The 18,577-nt window shown below is 75.8% G+C and carries 16 protein-coding genes; 8 read left to right on the plus strand and 8 right to left on the minus strand.

What is annotated here, in order from left to right; genetic code table 11:
• Nucleotides 1–21 precede the first annotated feature (21 nt).
• Together WMF24_RS30985 and WMF24_RS30990 are read left to right on the plus strand one after the other, a co-directional pair.
• Complete coding sequence (locus WMF24_RS30985) at nt 22–615, plus strand: N-acetyltransferase family protein (protein ID WP_437731024.1); 594 nt, start codon at nt 22–24, stop codon at nt 613–615.
• A gap of 310 nt (nt 616–925) precedes the next feature.
• Nucleotides 926–2,137 (plus strand): MFS transporter, encoded by a 1,212-nt coding sequence (locus tag WMF24_RS30990; protein ID WP_437731025.1) that lies wholly within the window; start codon nt 926–928, stop codon nt 2,135–2,137.
• A gap of 63 nt (nt 2,138–2,200) precedes the next feature.
• Here the strand turns inward: WMF24_RS30990 and WMF24_RS30995 are convergent, their stop codons facing one another.
• On the minus strand, nt 2,201–3,457 hold the full coding sequence (locus WMF24_RS30995) for a M14 family metallopeptidase (protein WP_437731026.1): 1,257 nt from the start codon (nt 3,455–3,457) through the stop codon (nt 2,201–2,203).
• A 107-nt stretch (nt 3,458–3,564) separates the two neighbouring features.
• Here WMF24_RS30995 and WMF24_RS31000 point away from each other — a divergent pair, with 107 nt between their 5' ends.
• Both WMF24_RS31000 and WMF24_RS31005 read left to right on the plus strand, forming a co-directional pair.
• The gene (locus tag WMF24_RS31000) at nt 3,565–4,095 is read left to right on the plus strand and encodes a hypothetical protein (protein WP_437731027.1); all 531 of its coding nucleotides are present in this window, start codon (nt 3,565–3,567) and stop codon (nt 4,093–4,095) included.
• Nucleotides 4,096–4,161: 66 nt separating this feature from the next.
• Nucleotides 4,162–4,758, plus strand: coding sequence for a Uma2 family endonuclease (locus WMF24_RS31005; protein ID WP_437731028.1), 597 nt, complete (start codon nt 4,162–4,164; stop codon nt 4,756–4,758).
• 34 nt (nt 4,759–4,792) lie between these two features.
• Here the strand turns inward: WMF24_RS31005 and WMF24_RS31010 are convergent, their stop codons facing one another.
• From WMF24_RS31010 to WMF24_RS31020, 3 genes are read right to left on the minus strand one after another with little or no spacing between them, the layout of a single operon-like run.
• A complete protein-coding gene (locus WMF24_RS31010) occupies nt 4,793–5,695 on the minus strand; it encodes an ABC transporter permease subunit (RefSeq protein WP_437731029.1) in 903 nt (300 codons plus the stop codon).
• Nucleotides 5,692–6,819 carry an ABC transporter permease gene (locus tag WMF24_RS31015; RefSeq protein ID WP_437731030.1) on the minus strand — a complete coding sequence of 376 codons (1,128 nt, stop codon included), beginning with the start codon at nt 6,817–6,819 and terminating at the stop codon, nt 5,692–5,694. The genes WMF24_RS31010 and WMF24_RS31015 overlap by 4 nt, the downstream gene beginning before the upstream one ends.
• Nucleotides 6,816–8,414 (minus strand): ABC transporter ATP-binding protein, encoded by a 1,599-nt coding sequence (locus WMF24_RS31020; protein ID WP_437731031.1) that lies wholly within the window; start codon nt 8,412–8,414, stop codon nt 6,816–6,818. The genes WMF24_RS31015 and WMF24_RS31020 overlap by 4 nt, the downstream gene beginning before the upstream one ends.
• A gap of 218 nt (nt 8,415–8,632) precedes the next feature.
• Between WMF24_RS31020 and WMF24_RS31025 the strand changes: the two genes are divergently transcribed.
• Nucleotides 8,633–11,080 (plus strand): fused MFS/spermidine synthase, encoded by a 2,448-nt coding sequence (locus WMF24_RS31025; protein WP_437731032.1) that lies wholly within the window; start codon nt 8,633–8,635, stop codon nt 11,078–11,080.
• 108 nt (nt 11,081–11,188) lie between these two features.
• On the opposite strand, the gene WMF24_RS31030 is transcribed toward WMF24_RS31025, so the two are convergent.
• A complete protein-coding gene (locus tag WMF24_RS31030; RefSeq protein ID WP_437731033.1) occupies nt 11,189–12,004 on the minus strand; it encodes an OmpA family protein in 816 nt (271 codons plus the stop codon).
• Nucleotides 12,005–12,170: 166 nt separating this feature from the next.
• On the opposite strand from WMF24_RS31030, the gene larE reads away from it, so the two are divergent.
• Both larE and WMF24_RS31040 read left to right on the plus strand, forming a co-directional pair.
• Nucleotides 12,171–13,031, plus strand: coding sequence for an ATP-dependent sacrificial sulfur transferase LarE (gene larE, locus WMF24_RS31035; RefSeq protein ID WP_437731034.1), 861 nt, complete (start codon nt 12,171–12,173; stop codon nt 13,029–13,031).
• 34 nt (nt 13,032–13,065) lie between these two features.
• The gene (locus WMF24_RS31040; protein WP_437731035.1) at nt 13,066–13,986 is read left to right on the plus strand and encodes an MBL fold metallo-hydrolase; all 921 of its coding nucleotides are present in this window, start codon (nt 13,066–13,068) and stop codon (nt 13,984–13,986) included.
• Between the two features lie 245 nt (nt 13,987–14,231).
• Here WMF24_RS31040 and WMF24_RS31045 read toward each other — a convergent pair whose 3' ends face one another.
• The 3 genes from WMF24_RS31045 to WMF24_RS31055 all read right to left on the minus strand — a co-directional run bounded on the left by WMF24_RS31045 (nt 14,232) and on the right by WMF24_RS31055 (nt 18,071).
• Complete coding sequence (locus WMF24_RS31045; RefSeq protein WP_437731036.1) at nt 14,232–15,077, minus strand: pyruvate, water dikinase regulatory protein; 846 nt, start codon at nt 15,075–15,077, stop codon at nt 14,232–14,234.
• A 101-nt stretch (nt 15,078–15,178) separates the two neighbouring features.
• Nucleotides 15,179–16,279, minus strand: a complete 1,101-nt coding sequence (gene dnaJ, locus WMF24_RS31050; protein WP_437731037.1) for a molecular chaperone DnaJ — start codon at nt 16,277–16,279, stop codon at nt 15,179–15,181.
• 52 nt (nt 16,280–16,331) lie between these two features.
• Nucleotides 16,332–18,071 carry a class I adenylate-forming enzyme family protein gene (locus WMF24_RS31055; RefSeq protein WP_437731038.1) on the minus strand — a complete coding sequence of 580 codons (1,740 nt, stop codon included), beginning with the start codon at nt 18,069–18,071 and terminating at the stop codon, nt 16,332–16,334.
• A gap of 48 nt (nt 18,072–18,119) precedes the next feature.
• On the opposite strand from WMF24_RS31055, the gene WMF24_RS31060 reads away from it, so the two are divergent.
• The gene (locus tag WMF24_RS31060) at nt 18,120–18,524 is read left to right on the plus strand and encodes a PilZ domain-containing protein (protein WP_437731039.1); all 405 of its coding nucleotides are present in this window, start codon (nt 18,120–18,122) and stop codon (nt 18,522–18,524) included.
• Nucleotides 18,525–18,577: the final 53 nt, after the last annotated feature.

Raw genomic sequence — 18,577 nt, forward strand, 5'->3', positions numbered from 1 at the left:
CGCGGCCCGGCGCGCCACGGAATGGATCCCTCTCCTCCCCTCCCCGTCCCTGCCATCGTTCCGGCGCAGCGCTCGGACGCGCGCGCCTTCATGGCGTACCTCATCGAGCACGTGGCCGAGTCCGGCCGGAACGGCGCGCCTCATTTCGCCGTCGCGACGTCGCTCTCGCCCGACGACGTCGAGCAGAGCGCGCGCGAGCGCTGGAACAAGCCGCTCGACGAGCCGCTCTGGGGCCGGGCCTGGCTGCTCCTGTCCAGCGAGCCGCGGGCGCGCGTCGTCGGGCACATCGAGCTGCGCGGCGGCCGCGTGCGGTCGGAGAGCCACCGCGCCGTCGTCGCGATGGGCATCCTCGGCCCCTACACCGGGCAGGGCCACGGCCGGCGCCTCCTCGAGACGGCGATCGCCTGGGCCCGCGACAGGGCGGGCCTCGCCTACCTCGACCTCGGCGTCTTCTCCAACAACGAGCGCGCCGTGCGGCTCTACACGCGCATGGGCTTCGTCCCGGCCGGCACCCGCGACGACGCGTTCAGGGTCGACGGCGCCATCCTGGACGAGATCCAGATGACGCTCGCGCTCCACGCGCCAGGGCCGCGCGCGACGGGACCATCGCGGTAGGCGCGCAGGCCGCGCAGGCGCGGTAAGCGGGGCAGCCAGGGCAGGCGGCGCAGCCAGGGCAGGCGGCGCAGGCCCTGGCGCGCGTCAGCCAGGGCACGCGGGGCCGGGGTGAGCGCCGCGCCGCCGCGCGAGCGCCCCCGGGCCGGCCCCCGAAGGGCGGGCAGCGCCCCCCGGGCGCGCTGGAGGGTACACTCCGCCGCGCAGATGGGTCATGAGGACACCGCCGTCCGGGCGCCCGTCCGCCGCGCCGTCCATCGCCGCGCGGATCGCCCGCGACCCTCACCGCAGTCCATCGCCCCCGAGACCCCCCATGCGCCGCTCGCCGCTCCTGCCGATTTTCCTGACCGTCTTCGTCGACGTGCTCGGCCTCACGCTCGTCCTGCCGCTGCTCCCCTTCTACGCGGAGCACTTCGGCGCCAGCGAGCTCGTCGTCGGCGTGCTCGCGGCGAGCTACGCGGTCTGCCAGCTCATCTCGGGGCCGATCCTCGGGCGGATCTCCGACCGGGTGGGCCGCAAGCCGACGCTGCTCGCGAGCCAGACCGGCACGTTCTTCGGGTTCCTCGTGCTCGGCTCGGCGAGCTCGCTCGGGATGCTCTTCCTCGGGAGGATCATCGACGGCCTCACGGCCGGGAACCTGACGATCGCGCAGGCCTACATCAGCGACGTGACCCGCCCGGAGGAGCGCACGCGGGCGTTCGGCCTGATCGGCATCGCCTTCGGCGCGGGGTTCCTTCTCGGCCCGGCCGTCACGGGGGAGCTCGCGAGCCGGTTCGGCTACGGCGCCCCGGCCTTCGCCGCGGCGGCGCTGTCGCTGACGTCGATCGTCCTGACGGCCACGCTGCTTCCCAGCAAGCCGATCGCGGCGGCGGCCCCGGCCGAGGCGGCGGAGGCCGGGGCTGCCCGGCCGTCGCCTGACGGCCGCGTCGGACGCGGGGCCGCCTTCCGCCGCTTCTTCGACCGGCCGCTCCCGCGCCGCCGGCTCCTCGAGTTCTTCGCCTTCTCCCTCTCGTTCTCGACGCTCATCGGCGGCCTCGCGCTCTTCCTCGAGCGGCGCTTCGCGTTCGGCGTCAAGGAGACGGGCTACCTCTTCGCCTTCTCGGGCCTCATCGGCGGGAGCATCCAGGGCGGCGCGATCGGCCGGCTGGCGAAGCGGTACGGCGAGCAACGGCTCGCGGTGATCGGCTTCGGCACGATGGTGCTCGGCTACGGCCTTCTGGGCGCGGCGTACGCGCTGCCCACGCTGCTGCTGCTCGTGGCGCTCGGGGCGTTCGGCTCGGCGGTCGTGCGGCCGGCCATCACCACGCTGCTCACCCAGAGCGTCGGCCGCGACGAGCAGGGCGCGGCGCTCGGCGTGAGCCAGTCGCTGGCGAGCATCTCGCAGATCGTCGGCCCCATCGGCGCCGGCTGGCTGATCGAGCACCGGGCGCTCGCGGCGTACGGCCTGATGGCCGCGACCTTCGCCGCCGTCGGCGTCTTCCTCGGCACGCAGAAGATCCCCGTCGCCAAGCCGGCCGAGCTCTGAGCGGCCCGCGCGCCCTTCGTGGAGGGCGCGCTCAGGCCCGCGCGGCCTCCACGAAGGGCGCGCTCAGGCCCGCGCGCCCTTCACGAAGGGCAGGACGGACTCGACGAGCTGCGGCGCGGCGTCGTCGAGCTTGCGGGGGTTGTACCAGGCGAACGGCTCGACGAGGCGCGACGGGCGCAGGCCGAGCTTGCCGCGCGAGCACTCGACGAGGAGCGACAGCGCCCCGTGGCGGTCGTGGAGCCAGTCGATCTCGAGCCCCGCCTTGCGGATGCCCCAGGCGAAGCGGACGTACGACATGGCGCGGTACGGCCTGCGGTCCGCGGCGCGCGCGACGCGCAGGGCGAAGGCGCGGTGCTCGGCGGCGTCGGCGACGGGCCAGAGGCTGTGCGCCGGCGGGTACAGCACGGCGCCGCCGGCGCTGTGCAGCGACAGGGCGCGATCGATGCGGCGCGAGGACAGCGCGTGCGCGATCGCCTCGACCTCCGGCTCGCTCGCGGGGCGGCTGCCGGGCGACGAGACGAGCCCGATGAGGCGCTGCACGAGGCCGCGCTCGTACCACCCGGCGTCGAAGTTCCGGTTGAGGTCGACGCCGCGGGCGTTGCCGCGCACGTACCGGTGGCGCCCGGCGCGGAGGTTCATCTCGACGCGGAGGAGCCCGTCGGGGTTCACGATCGGGACGGCGAAGATGGACCGCCCGCCGAGGTCCTCGGCCGCGAGGCGCTCGAGCAGCGCGAGGGTGGTCTCGACGCCGATCCACTCGAGCGGGTGGATCCCGGAGAGGATCACGGTCGTCCGCGCGCGCTCGCGCCCCGCGCCGCCGGGGCCGCGCCGCGCGATCGGCCCGGCGGGCTCGTCCGGCTGCGCCGGGGCGGCGTCGTCCGGCGCCGGCTCGTCCGCGCCGACCTGCGCGCCGAGGCCGAGGTGCGCCCCGGCGACCGGCGCGCCGTTCAGCTGGGTCCCCCCGTGTGGACGGCTCGCCGCGCGCGGAGGGCTCCCTCCGCCCCGGGAGCTCCCCCCCTGCTGGCCGGGCAGCGCCGCGGGGGCCGGGCCCTCCCGGTAGCCGCCCGCGCCGGCCGCCCCGGTTGCGCCGAGCTGGACGGCGAGCAGCGGCTCGCCTCGGACCGACCGCCCGATCAGGGAGAGCTGCGCCCCGCGGTCGGCGAGCCGGTCGAGCGCCTCGAGCAGCTCGCCGTACCCGCGGTAAGGGCCGAGCCCGCGGCGGGCGAGCAGGCGCGAGAGGGGGGCGCGGCGATGTACGAACAGGGCCGCCTTCAGGGCGGCCCGGCCTTGCTCTTCCGGCCCCTGATCGGACTTCGGCATGCGGGACTAACCTTTACCCTAGATGACATGGATCACGGAGCGCCGGTCGCGCCTTCGCGCGATCGCGCCCGGGTCCGCTCCGGATTACCGTGGCAGCGGGCGCACGCATGGAATTCGACGGCAATGGGTGGGCGGAAGGACGGATCGATCTGCAGCCGCCGAGCGAGGGCTGGTCGCTGCTGTCGCCGGAGCCCGAGGCGCGGATCGACGAGCACCGGTGGGCGCACCAGGCGCGCGTCTTCTTCCGGGCGGAGCTCACGCTCGTGCAGAAGAAGGCGTATCCGTCGGGGGCCACGCCGATGGCCGACGCCGTCGAGGTCGACGTCGCGCGCGCGGGCGGCGCGCCCACCCGCGTGCTCGTGCTGACGGTGCCGCTCGATCGCGCGCCCCTGGTCCGGGCGGCGGCCGCGGCGGGGGTGCGGGCGATCGGCGGGCGCGGGTTCGACGCGCTGCTCGGGCGGGCGCGGCGCGCGTGGCAGGTGCGCGAGCCGCAGGTCGCCGGCGACGACGCGCGCGCGCCGCTGCTGGTGACCGCGATCCTCGCGGCGGTGCTGCTCGCGCCCGTGGTGCCGCCCGGCGAGGAGACGATCTTCGGGGTGAAGGGGGCGCGGGAGCGGCTGCAGCGGCTTGGATGGTGACGGGGCGGCGAGGGGCTCGCCCGCGAAGCGTCCCCCTCCCTCCTGCGGTACGATGTCGCTGCCCCCATGGAACTCGCACCTCGGCTCGTCCGTCCGGCCACGCTCGCCGACCTGGAGGCGCTGCCGCCGACCTGGCGCGGCGAGATCCTCGACGACACGCTCTACGCCTTCCCTCGCCCGCGCGCGCCGCACGCGAGCGTGGAGGGGCTGATCACGACCGACCTGACGAACCCGTTCCAGCGAGGGCGCGGCGGCCCGGGCGGCTGGTGGATCCTCCCCGAGCCGAGCATCCAGCTCCCCGGCGCGCCGGAGGTGTCGCCCGACGTCGCGGGCTTCCGCCGGGAACGGCTCCCGTCGCTCCCCGTCAAGGGCCCCATCACCCTCGTGCCGGACTGGGTCTGCGAGATCCTGTCGCCGACCACCGCGAGCTACGACCAGATCGTCAAGCGCCGCTTCTACATCCGGATCGGCGTCCCGCACATCTGGTACGTCGACCCCCGCGACCGGACGCTCCTCGTCGCAGAGCACGTCGAGGGCCGGTGGATGGAGCTCGGCATCCACGGCGCGGACGAGAAGGTGCGCGCGGCGCCGTTCGACGCGATCGAGATCGATCTCGCCGAGTGGTGGCACGGCGTCGCGCCGGAGAAGGGCGCGGATCCTTGACGATCCGCGCCGCGGGGCGAGGCGACCGACGAGGTCACGGCGCGGCGCGAGCGCCGGGCCGGCGGGCGCGCCGCGCCGCGAGCCCCAGGGCCGCGAGCGTCGCGACGTACGGCAGGAGCTGCACGAGGTCGCCCGCGCGCGACGCCCCGCGCGCCGCGGGCTGGAGCGCGATCTGGAGCGCCTCCAGCGCGCCGAACGCGAGGCACGCGAGCGCCGCGCGGCCGGCGCGCAGGCCGCTCACGACGACGGCCGCGAGCGCGATGAAGCCGCGGCCGCTCGACATGCCGGCGTCGAAGCGGTGCTGGTCGTAGGCGAGGTGCGCGCCGCCGAGCGCGCAGATCGCGCCGGACAGCGCGAGCGCGGCGCAGCGGACGCGGGTCACCGGGACGCCCGCCGCGGCGGCGGCGACGGCGTCCTCGCCCGCGGCGCGCACGCGGAGCCCGAAGCGGGTGCGCGCGAGCAGAAGCGGCGTGGCCGCGATCGCGAGCGCCGCCGCGAGGGCGACCGGATCCAGGAGCACGCGCGCGAGCAGCGCCGCGCCGCTCTTCCCGGTCGGGCCTGCGCGGAAGCCATCGATGGCGGGCGAGCTCGAGGCGCTGTCGTAGAGGCCGCGCAGGAGCAGGCGCGTGCCCGCGTAGGCGAGCAGGTTGAGCGCGATGCCGCTGACGACGGCGTGCACGCCGGCGCGCTCGACGAGCAGGGCGTGGCCGAGCGAGAGGGCGGCGCCCGCGGCGATGGCGGCGGCGAGGCCGGCCGCCGCGCTGCCCGTCGCGTGGGCGACCGCCACCGAGGCGAACGCGCTGGCGAGCAGCACCCCCTCCAGGCCGATCTGGACGACGCCCGCGCGCTCCGCCCAGACGCCGCCGATCGCCGCGCAGGCGTACGGCGCGGCGATCCGCAGCGTCTCCGCGAGCGTCACGAGCGCCGGCGGGCTCACGACGGCGCCGCCCCGGGGAGGCGCGCCCGCTCGCGGCTGCCCGCCGCGGCGGCGACGAGGACGATGGCCAGCGCCTCGAGCACGTCCATCGCCTCCTTCGGGACGCGCGCGTTCACGGCGAGGCCGGCCTGCTCGAGGGTGCCGAAGAGCACGGCCGCGAGCACGAGCCCGAGCGGCGTCCCGCGGCCGAGCAGCGCGACCGGGATCCCGGAGAAGCCGGCGCCCGCGCCGAGGCCGAGCTCGTAGTACCCCTTGTAGCCGAGCGTCGTCGCGGTCATGGCGGCGCCGGCCACGGCGCCCGAGGCGAGCATCGCCGCGAGGCGCCGGCGCGGCACGTCGACGCCCTCCGCGCGCGCGGCCTCGGCGCCGAGCCCCACGAAGCGCATCTCGCGGCCCGCGCGGCTCCGCGACAGCGCGCGGTGCGCCGCGAACGCGAGCGCCACCGCGAGGACGAAGGCGACGCTCGCGGCGCTGCCGCGCAGGGCCGGGACGAAGCGGTCGAGCCGCGGCAGCGTGGCCGCCGGGATGGCGTCCGCGGTGCGCATCGCGGCCGCGCCGAGGGCCGACGCGAGCAGCCACGGCGCGAGCACGTCGACGACGCGGTTCATCATGATCCCGCTGATGATCTCGTGGGCGCCGAGGCGCGCGCGCAGGAGCGCCGGGACGAGCGCGACGGCGGCGCCGGTGGCCATGGCGCACGCGATCGACGCCGGGACGGCGACGGGCCACGGCGTGCCCGGCGGGAGCTCGGCGGCGACGACGGCGCCCGCGAGGCTCGCCATCGCGACCTGCCCCTCGGCGCCGATGTTGAAGAGGCCGGCGCGGAGCGCGATGGAAAAGGCGAGCCCGGTGAAGAGGAGCGGGGTCGCCTTGAAGAGCACCTGCCCCACGCCGTACGGGGTGCCCCACGTGCCCTCGAAGGCGAGGCGCAGCACCGAGGCGGGCGCCTGGCCGAAGCCGAACGAGATGAGGTTCAGGGCGAGGAGGATGCCGCCGAGCACGAGCGCCGCCGGCAGGGCGGCTTCCTGCAGCCCGCGCAGCCCGCGCAGCCCGCGCAGCTGGCGCAGCCCGCGCAGCCAGCGCAGCCAGCGCGCGGGCCCGGTCGGCTCGCGCGCCGCGCTCACGCGGCCTCCAGGCCGAGCATCGCGCGCCCGATCCGCTCGTCGGAGCACCCGGGCGGCAGGCTCGCGACGATCCTGCCCTGGCGCATCACGAGCAGCCGGTGGCAGAGCCGCCGGAGCTCGCCGAGATCCGCGCTGATCACGAGGATCGCGAGCCCCGCCCTCGCCGCCTCGGCGATGGCGCCGTGGATCACCGCGGCGGCGCCGACGTCGACGCCCCGGGTCGGCTGCGCGAGGATCGCGGCCGCCCGGCGCGGCGCCCGCGTCGGCGCGCCCTGCGCGGGCGCCGCCGGCGCGATGCGGTCGAGCGCGCGCGCGACGACGATCTTCTGCTGGTTCCCGCCGGAGAGCTCGCCGGCGAGGCGGGCCGGATCGGGCGGCTCGACGCGGAAGCGATCGACGCGGCGCGCGACGAGAGCCGCCTCGGCGGCGCGGCCGCTGGCGCCGCGCGGCAGGTCGCCGAGGTCGCCGAGGACGAGGTTGTCGCCGACCGAGGCGCCCGGGAGCAGGCCCTCGGCGTGGCGGTCCTCGTGCACGACGCCGAGGCACGCCCGGCGCGCGCGCACGTCCCACGACGAGACATCGACCCCGCCGACGGCGACGCGACCTGCCGCGCCCGGCTCCATCCCGGCGAGGGCGCGCACGAGCTCGCGCTGCCCGTTTCCCTCGACGCCCGCGACGCCGGCGATCTCCCCCGCGCGCACCGCGAACGTCACGCCGTCGAGCAGGCGCCGCCCGCCGGCGCCGTCCACGGTCAGCCCGGCGACCTCGAGCACCGCGGGCGCGCCCTCGGCGAGCCGCGGCCGCTCGACGTCGGGCGGCGGCTCGCCGCCCATGATCGCGCGGGTCAGATCGCGCTCCGTCTCCGCGCGCCGGCCCGCCGCGGGTCGGGACAGCGCTATTTGCCCGCGGCGCATCACCGTGACGTGGTCCGCGAACCGGACCACCTCGTCGAGCCGGTGGGTCACGACCGCGACCGTGCGCCCCTCGCGCGCGAGGCGCCGGAGCGTCGCGTAGAGCTCGTCGGCCTCCAGCGGCGAGAGCACGGCCGTCGGCTCGTCGAGCAGGATCGCCCGGGCCCCCCGGTAGAGCACCCGCAGGATCTCGAGCCGCTGCCGCTCGCCCACGGTGAGCGCCGACGTCACGGCGTCGAGCGGGATGGAGAGCCCCGCGGCCTGCATCAGCGCGCCGGCGCGGGCCCGCGCGACCGCGAGGTCGAGGCGCCCGCCGCGGCGCACGGGCTCGCAGCCGAGCACGAGGTTCTCGAGGGCGCGGAAGCTCCCGATCAGCATGAAGTGCTGGTGGACCATGCCCACGCCGCGGCGGGCGGCCTCGGCGGGCGTGGCCGGCCGGAGCGGATCGCCGTCGACGCGGACGACCCCCGCGTCGGGCGCGATCACGCCGGCCGAGAGCTTGAGGAGCGTCGATTTGCCGGCGCCGTTCTCGCCGACGATCGCGTGGATCGCCCCGGGCGCGAGGCGGAGCGAGGCGCCGCGCACGGCGATGTGCGCGCCGTAGCGGCGGCTCACGCCGTCGAGCTCGATCACCGCGCCGGGGACGCCGGGCGCGCTGGCCCCCGAGGCCGGCGGCCCGGTCATGGATCGGGGCTCCAGGGCGAGCGCGGCGGCGCGACGGCGGGGCGACGCTTGGCGATCACGCCCTGGATAAGCGGCCCGCCCTGGCGTGGCGCCAGTCGCGCCGGCGCTCCTTGCGGCTCGGGGGTGGCCCGAGGGGCGCCGCCGGGGACGGCACCTCGGTCGCCGCTCGCGTCGCCGACGTGCCTCCTCCTGCCGCGCCTGTACTAGCGTGCGCGCCCGTGCGCTCCCGCTTCCCGCTCGTGGTCGCCCTGTTCTTCGTCTCCGGCGCCACCGGCCTCCTCTACGAGGTCGCCTTCTCCAAGCTGCTCGCCTACGTCTTCGGCGCCACCGCCTATGCCGTGAGCACGGTCCTCGCCGCCTTCATGGGCGGCCTCGCCCTCGGCGCGCACCTCGGCGGCCGCCACGCCGCTTCCGCCCGCCGCCCGCTCGTCGTCTACGGCGCGCTCGAGGTGATCGTCGGCGCCATCTGCGCCGTGTCGCCGTTCCTGTTCGAGGCGCTGACCTCGGCCTACGTGGCCGTCGCCCGCGCCGCGCCCGACTCGCTGGCGCTGCTCACCGCGGCGCGCGCCGCGCTGACGGCCCTCGTCGTCGTCGTCCCCACGGTCGCGATGGGCGCCACGCTCCCGGTGCTCTCGCGCATCCTCCGCGCCGGCCCCGCGCCGGACGGCGGCGCGCCCCCCAGGGACCAGGACGCCGCGCGCCGCCTCGCCGCGCTCTACGCCATCAACACGGCCGGCGGCGCCGCCGGCGCGCTCGCGGGCGCCTACGTCGTCCTCCCGCACCTCGGCATCCGCGGCGCGCTCTGGTCCGCGGCGATCGCCAACCTCGCCCTCGGCGCCGTCGCGATCGCCGCCGGCCTCCGCGGCCCGGCGGCCGCGCCCGGCGCCTCCGCCGTCGCCGCGCCCGACGTGTCCGCCGACGCCGCGCCGGCGCGCTCCCCCGAGGCGCGCTCTCCGGATGAAGCGCGCTCCCCGGCCGCCCTTGTCCCCGCCCTCGCCGGCCGCGCCGAGCCGTCGTTCCTGCTCCCGCTCGCGTTCGCCTCGGGGTTCCTCGTCTTCGCCGCCGAGGTGGTCGAGACGCACCTGCTCGCCCTGCTCATCGGCAACAGCGCCTACGCCTTCGGGCTGATGCTGGCCGTCTTCCTCGTCTGCCTCGCGGCCGGCGCCGCGCGCTCGACGGCCCTCGCGCGCCGCCACGGCGAGGGCGCGCTCTGGCGCGGGCTCGTCTCCACGGCCCTCTCGCTCGCGGCCACCATCCCGCTCTGGGACCAGCTCCCGCGCCTCTTCGCCTTCGCCGGCAAGCACGTCGACAGCTGGGCCGGCCGCGAGGCGTGCCGCGCGCTCGCCGCGCTCGCGATCCTCGCGCTGCCCACGCTGTGCATGGGCACCACCTTCCCCCTGCTCCTCGCGCGCGCCGCCGCGCACGCCGACGTGGCCGCGCGCGTCGGCCGGCTCACCTCCGCGAACACCCTCGGCACGATCGCCGGCTCCATCGTCACCGGCTACCTGATCCTGCCGGCGCTCGGGTCGGAGCGCGCCCTGCTCGCGATCGCGCTCGCCTTCGCCCTCACCGCCGTCGTGGCCGCCACGCGCGCGCGCGCCGAGCTCCCCCGCGCCCTCGCCATCGCCGGCGCCGCGGCCGCGCTCGCCGCGCTCTCGCCCCGCTGGGACATGGCGCGCCTCACGAGCGGCGCGAACGTCTACTTCGCCATGGGCCCGCGCCCCGATCGCATCGATTTCGTGCGCGAGGACGTGCACGGCGGCGTCACCACGGTCGCGCACCGCGACGGCGTCACGACCATGTACACGAACGGCAAGTTCCAGGGCGACGACGGCCCCGAGATGACGGCGCAGCGGCGGTTCGCGCACTTCCCGTCGCTCTTCGTCCGCGACCCGCGCGCCGCGCTCGTCATCGGCCTCGGCACCGGCACGACGACCGGCACCATCGCCGCCTACCCCTTCGAGCGCATCGACGTCGCCGAGATCTCGCCCGCCATCGTCGAGGCCTCTCGTCGCTTCTTCGCGGGCCCGAGCCTGAACGCGCTCGACGACCCCCGCGTGCGCCTGTCGCTGAACGACGGCCGGAACGAGCTGCTCGTCGCGCAGCGCCGCTACGACCTCATCGCGATCGAGCTCACCAGCGTCTGGTTCGCGGGCGCGGCGAGCCTCTACAGCCGCGAGTTCTACGAGCTCGCCCGGTCCCGGCTCGCCGAGGGCGGCGTCCTCCAGCAGTGGGTGCAGCTCCACCACATCCGGCGGCGCGAGCTCGCCGTCGTGGTGCGGACGATGCGCAGCGCCTTCCCGCACGTCGCGCTGTTCGTCGGCGGCGCGCAGGGCATCCTGGTCGCCAGCGGCGCGCCGCTCGTCGCCTCGGAGGCGCGCCTCGACGCGCTCGCCGCGCGCCCGGCGCTCCAGGCGACGCTCGCCGGCGCGCGGCTCGCGGACCTCTTCGACGACCTCGTCGCCTCCGGCGAGGACCTCGACAGGCTCATCGCCGACGCGGCCGAGGACGGCGGGCCGATCGTGTCCACGGACGACAACCTCTACCTCGAGTACGCCACGCCGAAGGGCAACGTGCTCCCCTACGGCGCCTCGCTCGAGGCGACGCTCGCGCTCCTGGATCGGTACCGCACGCGGTCGCCGCGCGCGCGGCACCTCGCGCCCTGAGGGCGCTCGGCCCCCGCCGGCGCCCGCGCCCTGAGGGCGCTCGGCCCCCGCCGGCGCCCGCGCCCTGAGGGCGCTCAGCCCCCGCCGGCGCCCGCGCCTTGAGGGCGCTCAGCCCCCGCCGGCGGGCGACGCGCCGCCCTTCGCGGGCGCGCCGTCGCTGGCCGGCGCGCTCGGCGCCGGGGGCTGGCCCTCGGGCCCCGGCTCGGCGCGCGGCTTGACCTGCACCGGCCTGATCTCGTCGCCCGTCGCCACGAAGCCCCTGCGGGGCGGCGGCGCCTTCGGCAGCGCGGCCTGCTCCGCGCGCAGCTTGCGCTCCTCCAGGCTCAGCACCTCCAGCGCGAGGCCGCCCGCGTACGGATCCTGCCCGAGGAAGGGGCGCCCGTTCACCTCGGCCACGTGGAACTCGACCCGGCGGTTCTCGCTGCGCCCTGCCGCGATCTCGTTGGGCCCGAGCGGGCGCGACTCGCCGAAGCCGACCGCGATCAGCCGGAGGTTGTCGATCCCGCGATCGACGAGCCAGTCGGCGACCGCGAGGGCGCGCTTCGCGCTGAGGTCCTGGTTGAGCTCCTCGCTCGCCTGCGCGTCGGTGTGCCCCTCGATCCGCAGCCGCGTCACCTCGGGGTGCTCCTTGAGGAACTGGAGCAGCGTCTCCAGCGTCTTCTCGCTGCCCGGCCGGATCACCGCCTTGTTCGTGTCGAAGACGATCTTGCCCTCGATGTAGACCTGGCTCTCCCCGCCCTGCTCCGACCAGGGCTTCTCGGGGTACCAGCGCGGGAGCGGGCGCTGCTCGTCGGCGCGCGGCAGGTCCCGCGGCGGCAGCCGGTTGTCTCCGCACCCCTGGCCAGCGTGCGCGGCGACCGCGAGCGCCGCCGCGACAGCGAACGGCAGGGCGGTGCGTCCTGCCTGCTTCCTCTTCGAGTCCATCTCGCCCTGCAGCGTGTCAGAACCCGCGCTCGAACCGCAAGTAACCTGGCGGAAGCCCCCGGAAGCAGGCGGAACCAGACGGCCCCCCACGGGAGCGGACCGCGGGGGCCCGCGGGCGAGGGGCCGACCGGCGCGCCAGGCGGCGTGTGGTAAAGGAACCGTCGCCATGCCCGCGTCGTCGCCCGCCCCCGAGGGCTCGCCCATCGACCTCAAGCTCGCCCGGCTCCGCGATCGCCTCCGCGAGCTCGGCTCCGTCCTCGTCTGCTACTCCGGCGGGGTCGACAGCGCCTTCGTCCTCGCGGTCGCCCACCAGGAGCTCGGCCCGAGCGCCGTCGGGATGACCGCTGTCTCGCCGAGCCTCGCGCCGGCGGAGAGGGAAGAGGCGACGGCGATCGCCCGCCTGATCGGCGCCGACCACCGGCTCGTCGAGTCGTCCGAGATCGACGACCCGCGCTACGTGGCGAACAACCCCGACCGCTGCTTCCATTGCAAGAGCGAGCTCTACCGGATCGCCGCGCACAAGCGGTCCGAGTGGGGCCTCGCGGCGATCCTGAACGGCACGAACACCGACGACCTCGGCGACTACCGCCCCGGCCTTGAGGCGGCGCGGGAGGCGGGCGTGCTGAGCCCCCTCGTCGAGCTCGGCTTCAGCAAGGCCGACGTGCGCGCCGGCGCGGCGCGCGTCGGCCTGCCCATCTGGGACAAGCCGGCCGCCGCGTGCCTCTCCAGCCGCATCCCCTACGGGACCAGCGTCACGCGCGAGCGGCTCGCGCAGATCGGCGGCTTCGAGGCCGCCCTGCGCGGCCTCGGGTTCCGCCAGGTCCGCGTCCGCTACCACGACGACCTCGCGCGCATCGAGCTCGACGCGGGCGAGCTCGCGCGCGCCGCCGATCCGCCGATCCGCGCCGAGATCGTGGCCGCCGGCAAGCGGCACGGCTTCCGTTACGTCACGCTCGACCTCGGCGGCTACAGGACCGGCAGCCACAACGAGGTCCTCGTCGGCCGCGCCCTCAAGATCGTGAGCTGACCGGCGGCGCGCCCGGCAGGTACGATCGCCGCTCATGGGACGCTTCGATCACCTCGCGACGCAGCCGCGCCGCGGCCCGGCCGACATCCTCCGCTGGAAGGTCGTCGACGCCATCGCCGGCAAGAACCGCAAGGATCCCGGGGGGTTCACGACACCAGCGCGCCCCCACGACCGCGCGCTCGTCGCGGGCGCCGCGCCGTCGCTCACCTGGATCGGCCACGCCTCCTTCCTGGTGACGCTGGGCGGCGCGCGGCTGCTCATCGACCCCGTCTACCGCGACGGGCCCGGGCCGCTGCGTCGCCTCGCGCCGCCGGGCATCCCGCTCGGCGAGCTGCCGCCCATCGACGCGGTCCTGATCACCCACAACCACCGCGACCACCTCGACACGTGGACGTTGTCCCGGCTCGGCGGCGCGCCGCTCTACATCGCGCCCGTCGGCCACGAGGCGGTCCTCCGCAAGGCGGGCGCGCAGCGGATCGTCGAGCTCGACTGGTGGGGCGTCACCACGGTCGGCGGGGTCGAGATCACGCTGGTCCCTGCGCGCCACTGGTCGATGCGCTTCCCCTGGGACCGGAACGACGCGCTCTGGGGCGGCTACCTGATGCGCGCCGACGAGGGCACCGCCTATCACTCGGGCGACACCGCGTTCTTCGACGGCTTCGCGGAGATCGGCCGGCGCGCCGGCGCGATCGACTGGGCGATGCTGCCGATCGGCGCCTACGACCCGCGCTGGTTCATGCAGCCCCAGCACATGTGCCCGGAGGAGGCGATCGAGGCGAGCCTCCTGCTCGGCGCGCGCCGCCTCGTGGCGATGCACTGGGGCACCTACCGGCTGACGGACGAGCCTCCCGGCGAGCCGCCGGAGCGCGCGCGCGCCGGCTGGCAGGGGCGCGGTCTCCCGGACGACGCGCTCTGGATCCTCGACGTGGGCGAGACGCGGGCGCTCACCCGCTGACCGGGCGCGGCGGCGACCGGCGCACGTCCATCTGGACACGCCCCCCGCCCATCTGGACACGCCCCCCGCCCATCTGGACACGCCCCCCGCCCATCTGGGCACGCCCCCCGCCCATCTGGACACGCCCCCGCCCATCTGGACACGCCCCCCGCCCATCTGGACACGCCCCCCGCCCATCTGGACACGCCGTCTCCGTGTCTGCGCGCCGTGCGGCGCGGCCGCGCGTCCCGCTCGGCGGCGCGGCCTCACATCAGCGTCGCGCGCGCCGCCTTCGCGCGCTCGTCGCGCTCCTTCATGTGCTCGAGGATGATCACCGCCGTCTCCTCGATCGCGCGCCCCGTGACGTCGACGACCGGCCAGTCCGGGTGCGCGTCGAAGAGCCGGCGCGCGTAGTCGAGCTCCTGCCGGACGTGCTCGCGCATCGCGTAGTTCGTCTCCGCGGGCATCCCGAGCTGGCGCAGGCGCGCCTGCCGGATCGCGCAGAGCTGGTCGATGCCGATGGTGAGGCCCACGATCCTGTCCTGGGGGGCCTCCATCAGCTCGGCCGGCGGGGGCACGCCGAGCACCAGGGGGTAGTTCGCGACCTTGAGGCCGCGCTGCGCGAGCAGCGTCGACAGCGGCGTCTTCGACGTGCGGGAGACGCCGACCAGGACGATGTCCGCCTTCTTGAAGTTCCGCGGCTCCTTGCCGTCGTCGCTCTTGACCGCGAACTCGACCGCCTCGATCCGCCGGAAGTACTCCTCGCTCAGCGGCAGCATCGCGCTCGGCAGGTTGATCGGCTCCCGGTCGAGGAAGGTGCCGAGCCGGACGATCAGCGACCCGATCAGATCGATCGCCTCGATGTTCAGCTCGGCCGTGGAGGCGTGAACGAACTCGCGCAGCTCGGGGCTCACCACGGTGAACACGACGAGCGCGCCCTCCCTGGCCGCGCGCTCGAGCACGGGCCGCGCGATCTCCGGCGTGCGCACCCGCGTGTGGAGGCGGATCTGCACCCCGGCGTCCGGGTACTGGAGCAGCGCGGCGCGGACGGCCTTCTCCGCCGTCTCTCCCGTCGAGTCGCTCAGGACGTCGATGAACTTCGGCTTGTCCATGTCCGATGCCTCCGTCGCCATCTCGGCTCAGGCGCCCGAGGCAGGGCTCGTGCCTCGGCGTTCAGCGGGATCTGGAGGATCGCCCGCGGCCGCGCGGCAGGTCAACCAAACAGCCCCTTCAGCTTGTCCATGAAGGTGGCCTGCTGCGGCGGCACGTTCTCGCCGAGCTCCTTCGCGAGCTGGGAGATGAGCTCCTTCTGCGACGCGGTGAGCTGCGTCGGCACCTCGACGCTCACCTCGACGAGCTGGTCGCCGCGCCCGCCGACGACGCGGCGCGGTATGCCCTTGCCCTTGATGCGCAGCACCGAGCCGGGCTGCGTGCCCGGGGGGATCCGCAGCCGGCCCTTGCCGTCGAGCGTCGGGATCTCCAGCTCGCCGCCGAGCGCCGCGCGCGCGAACGAGATCGGCACGGCGCACACGACGTCGTCGCCGACGCGGCGGAAGAAGTCGTGCGGCGAGACGCGGATCGTGAGCTCGAGGTCGCCCGGCCCGCGATCGGCGCGCACGGCGTTGCCGCCGCGCTCCACGAGCCGGGTCGCGCCGTTCTCCACGCCCGGGGGGATCGTCACCTCGATCGTCTTCTGCTTCGCCGCGAGGCCCGCGCCGCGGCACGTCTTGCACGGATCGGTCACGATCCGGCCCGTGCCGCGGCACCGCCCGCAGGGCCGCTCGATCGCGATCGGGAACATCCCCTGTTGCATCCGGACGCGGCCGCGGCCCGCGCACGCCGCGCACCGCTCGGTCGACGCGCCGGGCGCGGAGCCCGAGCCGGCGCAGTCGCCGCACGGCTCGACGCGGTCGTAGGTGATCTGCTTCGTGCAGCCGAACGCCGCCTCCTCGAAGGAGATCCGCACCTCTTTCTGCAGCGTCCCGCGGTCGCCCACCCGGATGCCGAGGGCGCCGAGCAGGTCGCCGAAGATGGCGTCGAGGTTCAGGTCCTGCATGTCGAAGGGCACGCCCTGGAAGCCCGAGCCGCCGGCGGCGCCGACGGCGGCGGGGCCGAACCTGTCGAACGCCGCGCGCTTCTGCGGATCGCTCAGGATCTGGTAGGCCGCGTTCAGCTCCTTGAAGCGGACGTGCGCCCCCTGATCACCCGGGTTCTTGTCGGGGTGGTGCTGCGCGGCGAGCCGCCGGAACGCGCTCTTGATTTCATCCTGCGTCGAGGAACGCTCGACGCCCAGAACTTCGTACGGATCCCGCACGACGAGCGAGATAGCATCGATCGCGCCCCCGGGACAGCGGCTACCGGGGCGCTCATCCCGCGGGTTTCGCCTCGGGTCCGGCGAGGTCGCGCTTCATCACCTTGCCCGTCGGGTTGCGCGGGAGCGCGTCGACGAAGACGACCTCGCGCGGGATCTTCGGGCCCGCGAGCTGCGCGCGGCAGTGCGCCTTGATGTCGTCCTCGCTCGCGGCCGCCCCGGGGCGCAGGGCGACGAACGCGCGCACGCGCTCCCCCCACGCGCGATCGGGGACGCCCACCACGGCGGCCTCGGCGACCGCCGGGTGATCGTGGAGGACCGCCTCCACCTCGGCGGGGTACACGTTCAGGCCCCCCGAGATGATCAGGTCCCGCTTGCGGCCCTCGATGTGGTAGCAGCCGCGCGCGTCGCGGCGCGCGAGGTCGCCGACCGAGAAGTAGCCGTGCAGCGACGACGCGCGCGCGGCGTCGGGATCGCGGTGGTAGCCGGTGATGAGCAGGGGGCTCCTCACGTAGAGCTCGCCCACCTCGCCGTCCCGGCACGGCTTCCCGTCGTCGCCGACGAGCATCAGCTCGCTGCCCGCGACGGGGCGCCCGATGGTGCCCGGCGACGCGCGCAGATCTTCGGGCCCCGCGATCGTCACGATGCCCGTCTCCGTCGCGCCGTAGAAGTTGTAGAGCTTGTCGCCGAGCACCCCCATCGCCTCCGCCGCGAGCGCCGGCGGCAGCGGCGCGCCGCCCGTGAAGATCGCGGTGAGCGACGACGTGTCGACCGCGCGGACGCGCGCCTCGCCGAGCTCGAGCACCCGATGGAGCATCGTCGGGACGACCGCCGTGGTGGTCACGCGGTAGCGCTGGATCGCCTCGAGGAAGAGCTCGGGCTCGAACTCCGGGAGGATCACGATCGTCGCGCCGAGGATGAGCGACAGGTTCACGAAGCCGAACGCCGTGAGGTGGTAGAGCGGGCACACGGCGAGGTGCACGTCGCCGACGCGCATCGGCGTCGCGCCGATCGCCCCGAGGGCCGACACGGCGATCCCGCCGCCGAAGTTGCGCACCGCGCCCTTCGGCTTGCCGGTCGTGCCGGACGTGTACATCACGACGGCCGCGCGCTCGCTCCGATCCGGCGCGGCCCCGCGCTCCGCGAGCAGCTCGTCGAGGCGCGCGAAGCCCGGCGCGCCCTCGCCGACCGCGATCATGCCCTCGGGCGGGATGCCTTCGAGCCGCGGCGCGGCCTCGCGGACAACGTCGGCGATGTCGGCGTCGAACACGAGCAGGCGCGCCCCGGAGTGGCCGGCGATGTACGAGAGCTCCGCGGGGGTCGACCGCCACGAGGCCGTCACGACGGACGCGCCGACGCGGGCGAGCGCGACCTGGAGCATCACGAACTCGGGGCGGTTCTTGACGGCGAGCAGCGCGGTCGTGCCCGGGCCGACGCCGCGCCGGTCGAGCGCGTAGCCCAGCCGATCGATGATCTCGTTCAGCGCGAAGAACGAGTAGACCCGATCCTCGGCCGGGGCCGCCGCGCCGCCCTCGGCCCCGCGGCGCGCGAGGCTCGACGGCTCGATCACGGCGATCCGGTGCGGGCTGTTCTCGGCGTGGTACCGGAACAGGAGCGACGGGTTCGCCCTGCCGCGCGCGAGCTCGCGCGCGAGGACCTTGAGCCCCGGCCAACGCAGCGCGGCGAGGGCCCCTGTCTGCGTCACCGCCCGCCCGGCGACGAGCGCCCCGTCCGTGAGCGCGCCGAGCCTCCTCCGCCCGCGCGCGAGCGCGTCCCTGGCACCACCGAGATCCATGGCCGGCGACTTTACTCTGGCTCGCGCGCGCCGTGATAGGGTGGCCTTGTGACGGAGACTGACCGCCGCTCAGCGCAGCGCGCCGCCATCGAGCTGAGCGTGGAGTACAAGCGACTCAACACGTTCTTCGCCGACTACACCCGCAACATCTCGAAGGGCGGGACGTTCATCCGCACCGATCGCCCGCTCGCGATCGGCACCGAGTTCGTGTTCGCCCTCTCGATCCGCAACCTGGCCGAGCCGCTCCGCCTCCGCGGCCGGGTGAAGTGGATCGTGACGCCCGCCGAGGCGACGGAGGACGCCCCGGCGGGGATGGGCATCGAGTTCCAGTACGCGAGCGAGGCGGAGCGCGCCGCGACCGAGTCGGTCGTCGAGCAGCTCATGCTGAGCGAGCTCGGCGAGACGCTCGCGTCCAAGCTGCTCGGCCGCAGGGTCGGCGAGGGCTCGCGGTAGCGCCGCAGGCGGAGCGCCGGGGGGTGCGCTCACGCGTCACCCGTGTACACTGC

It is taken from the genome of Sorangium sp. So ce1335 (assembly GCF_051521615.1).
GTDB lineage: Bacteria > Myxococcota_A > Polyangia > Polyangiales > Polyangiaceae > Sorangium.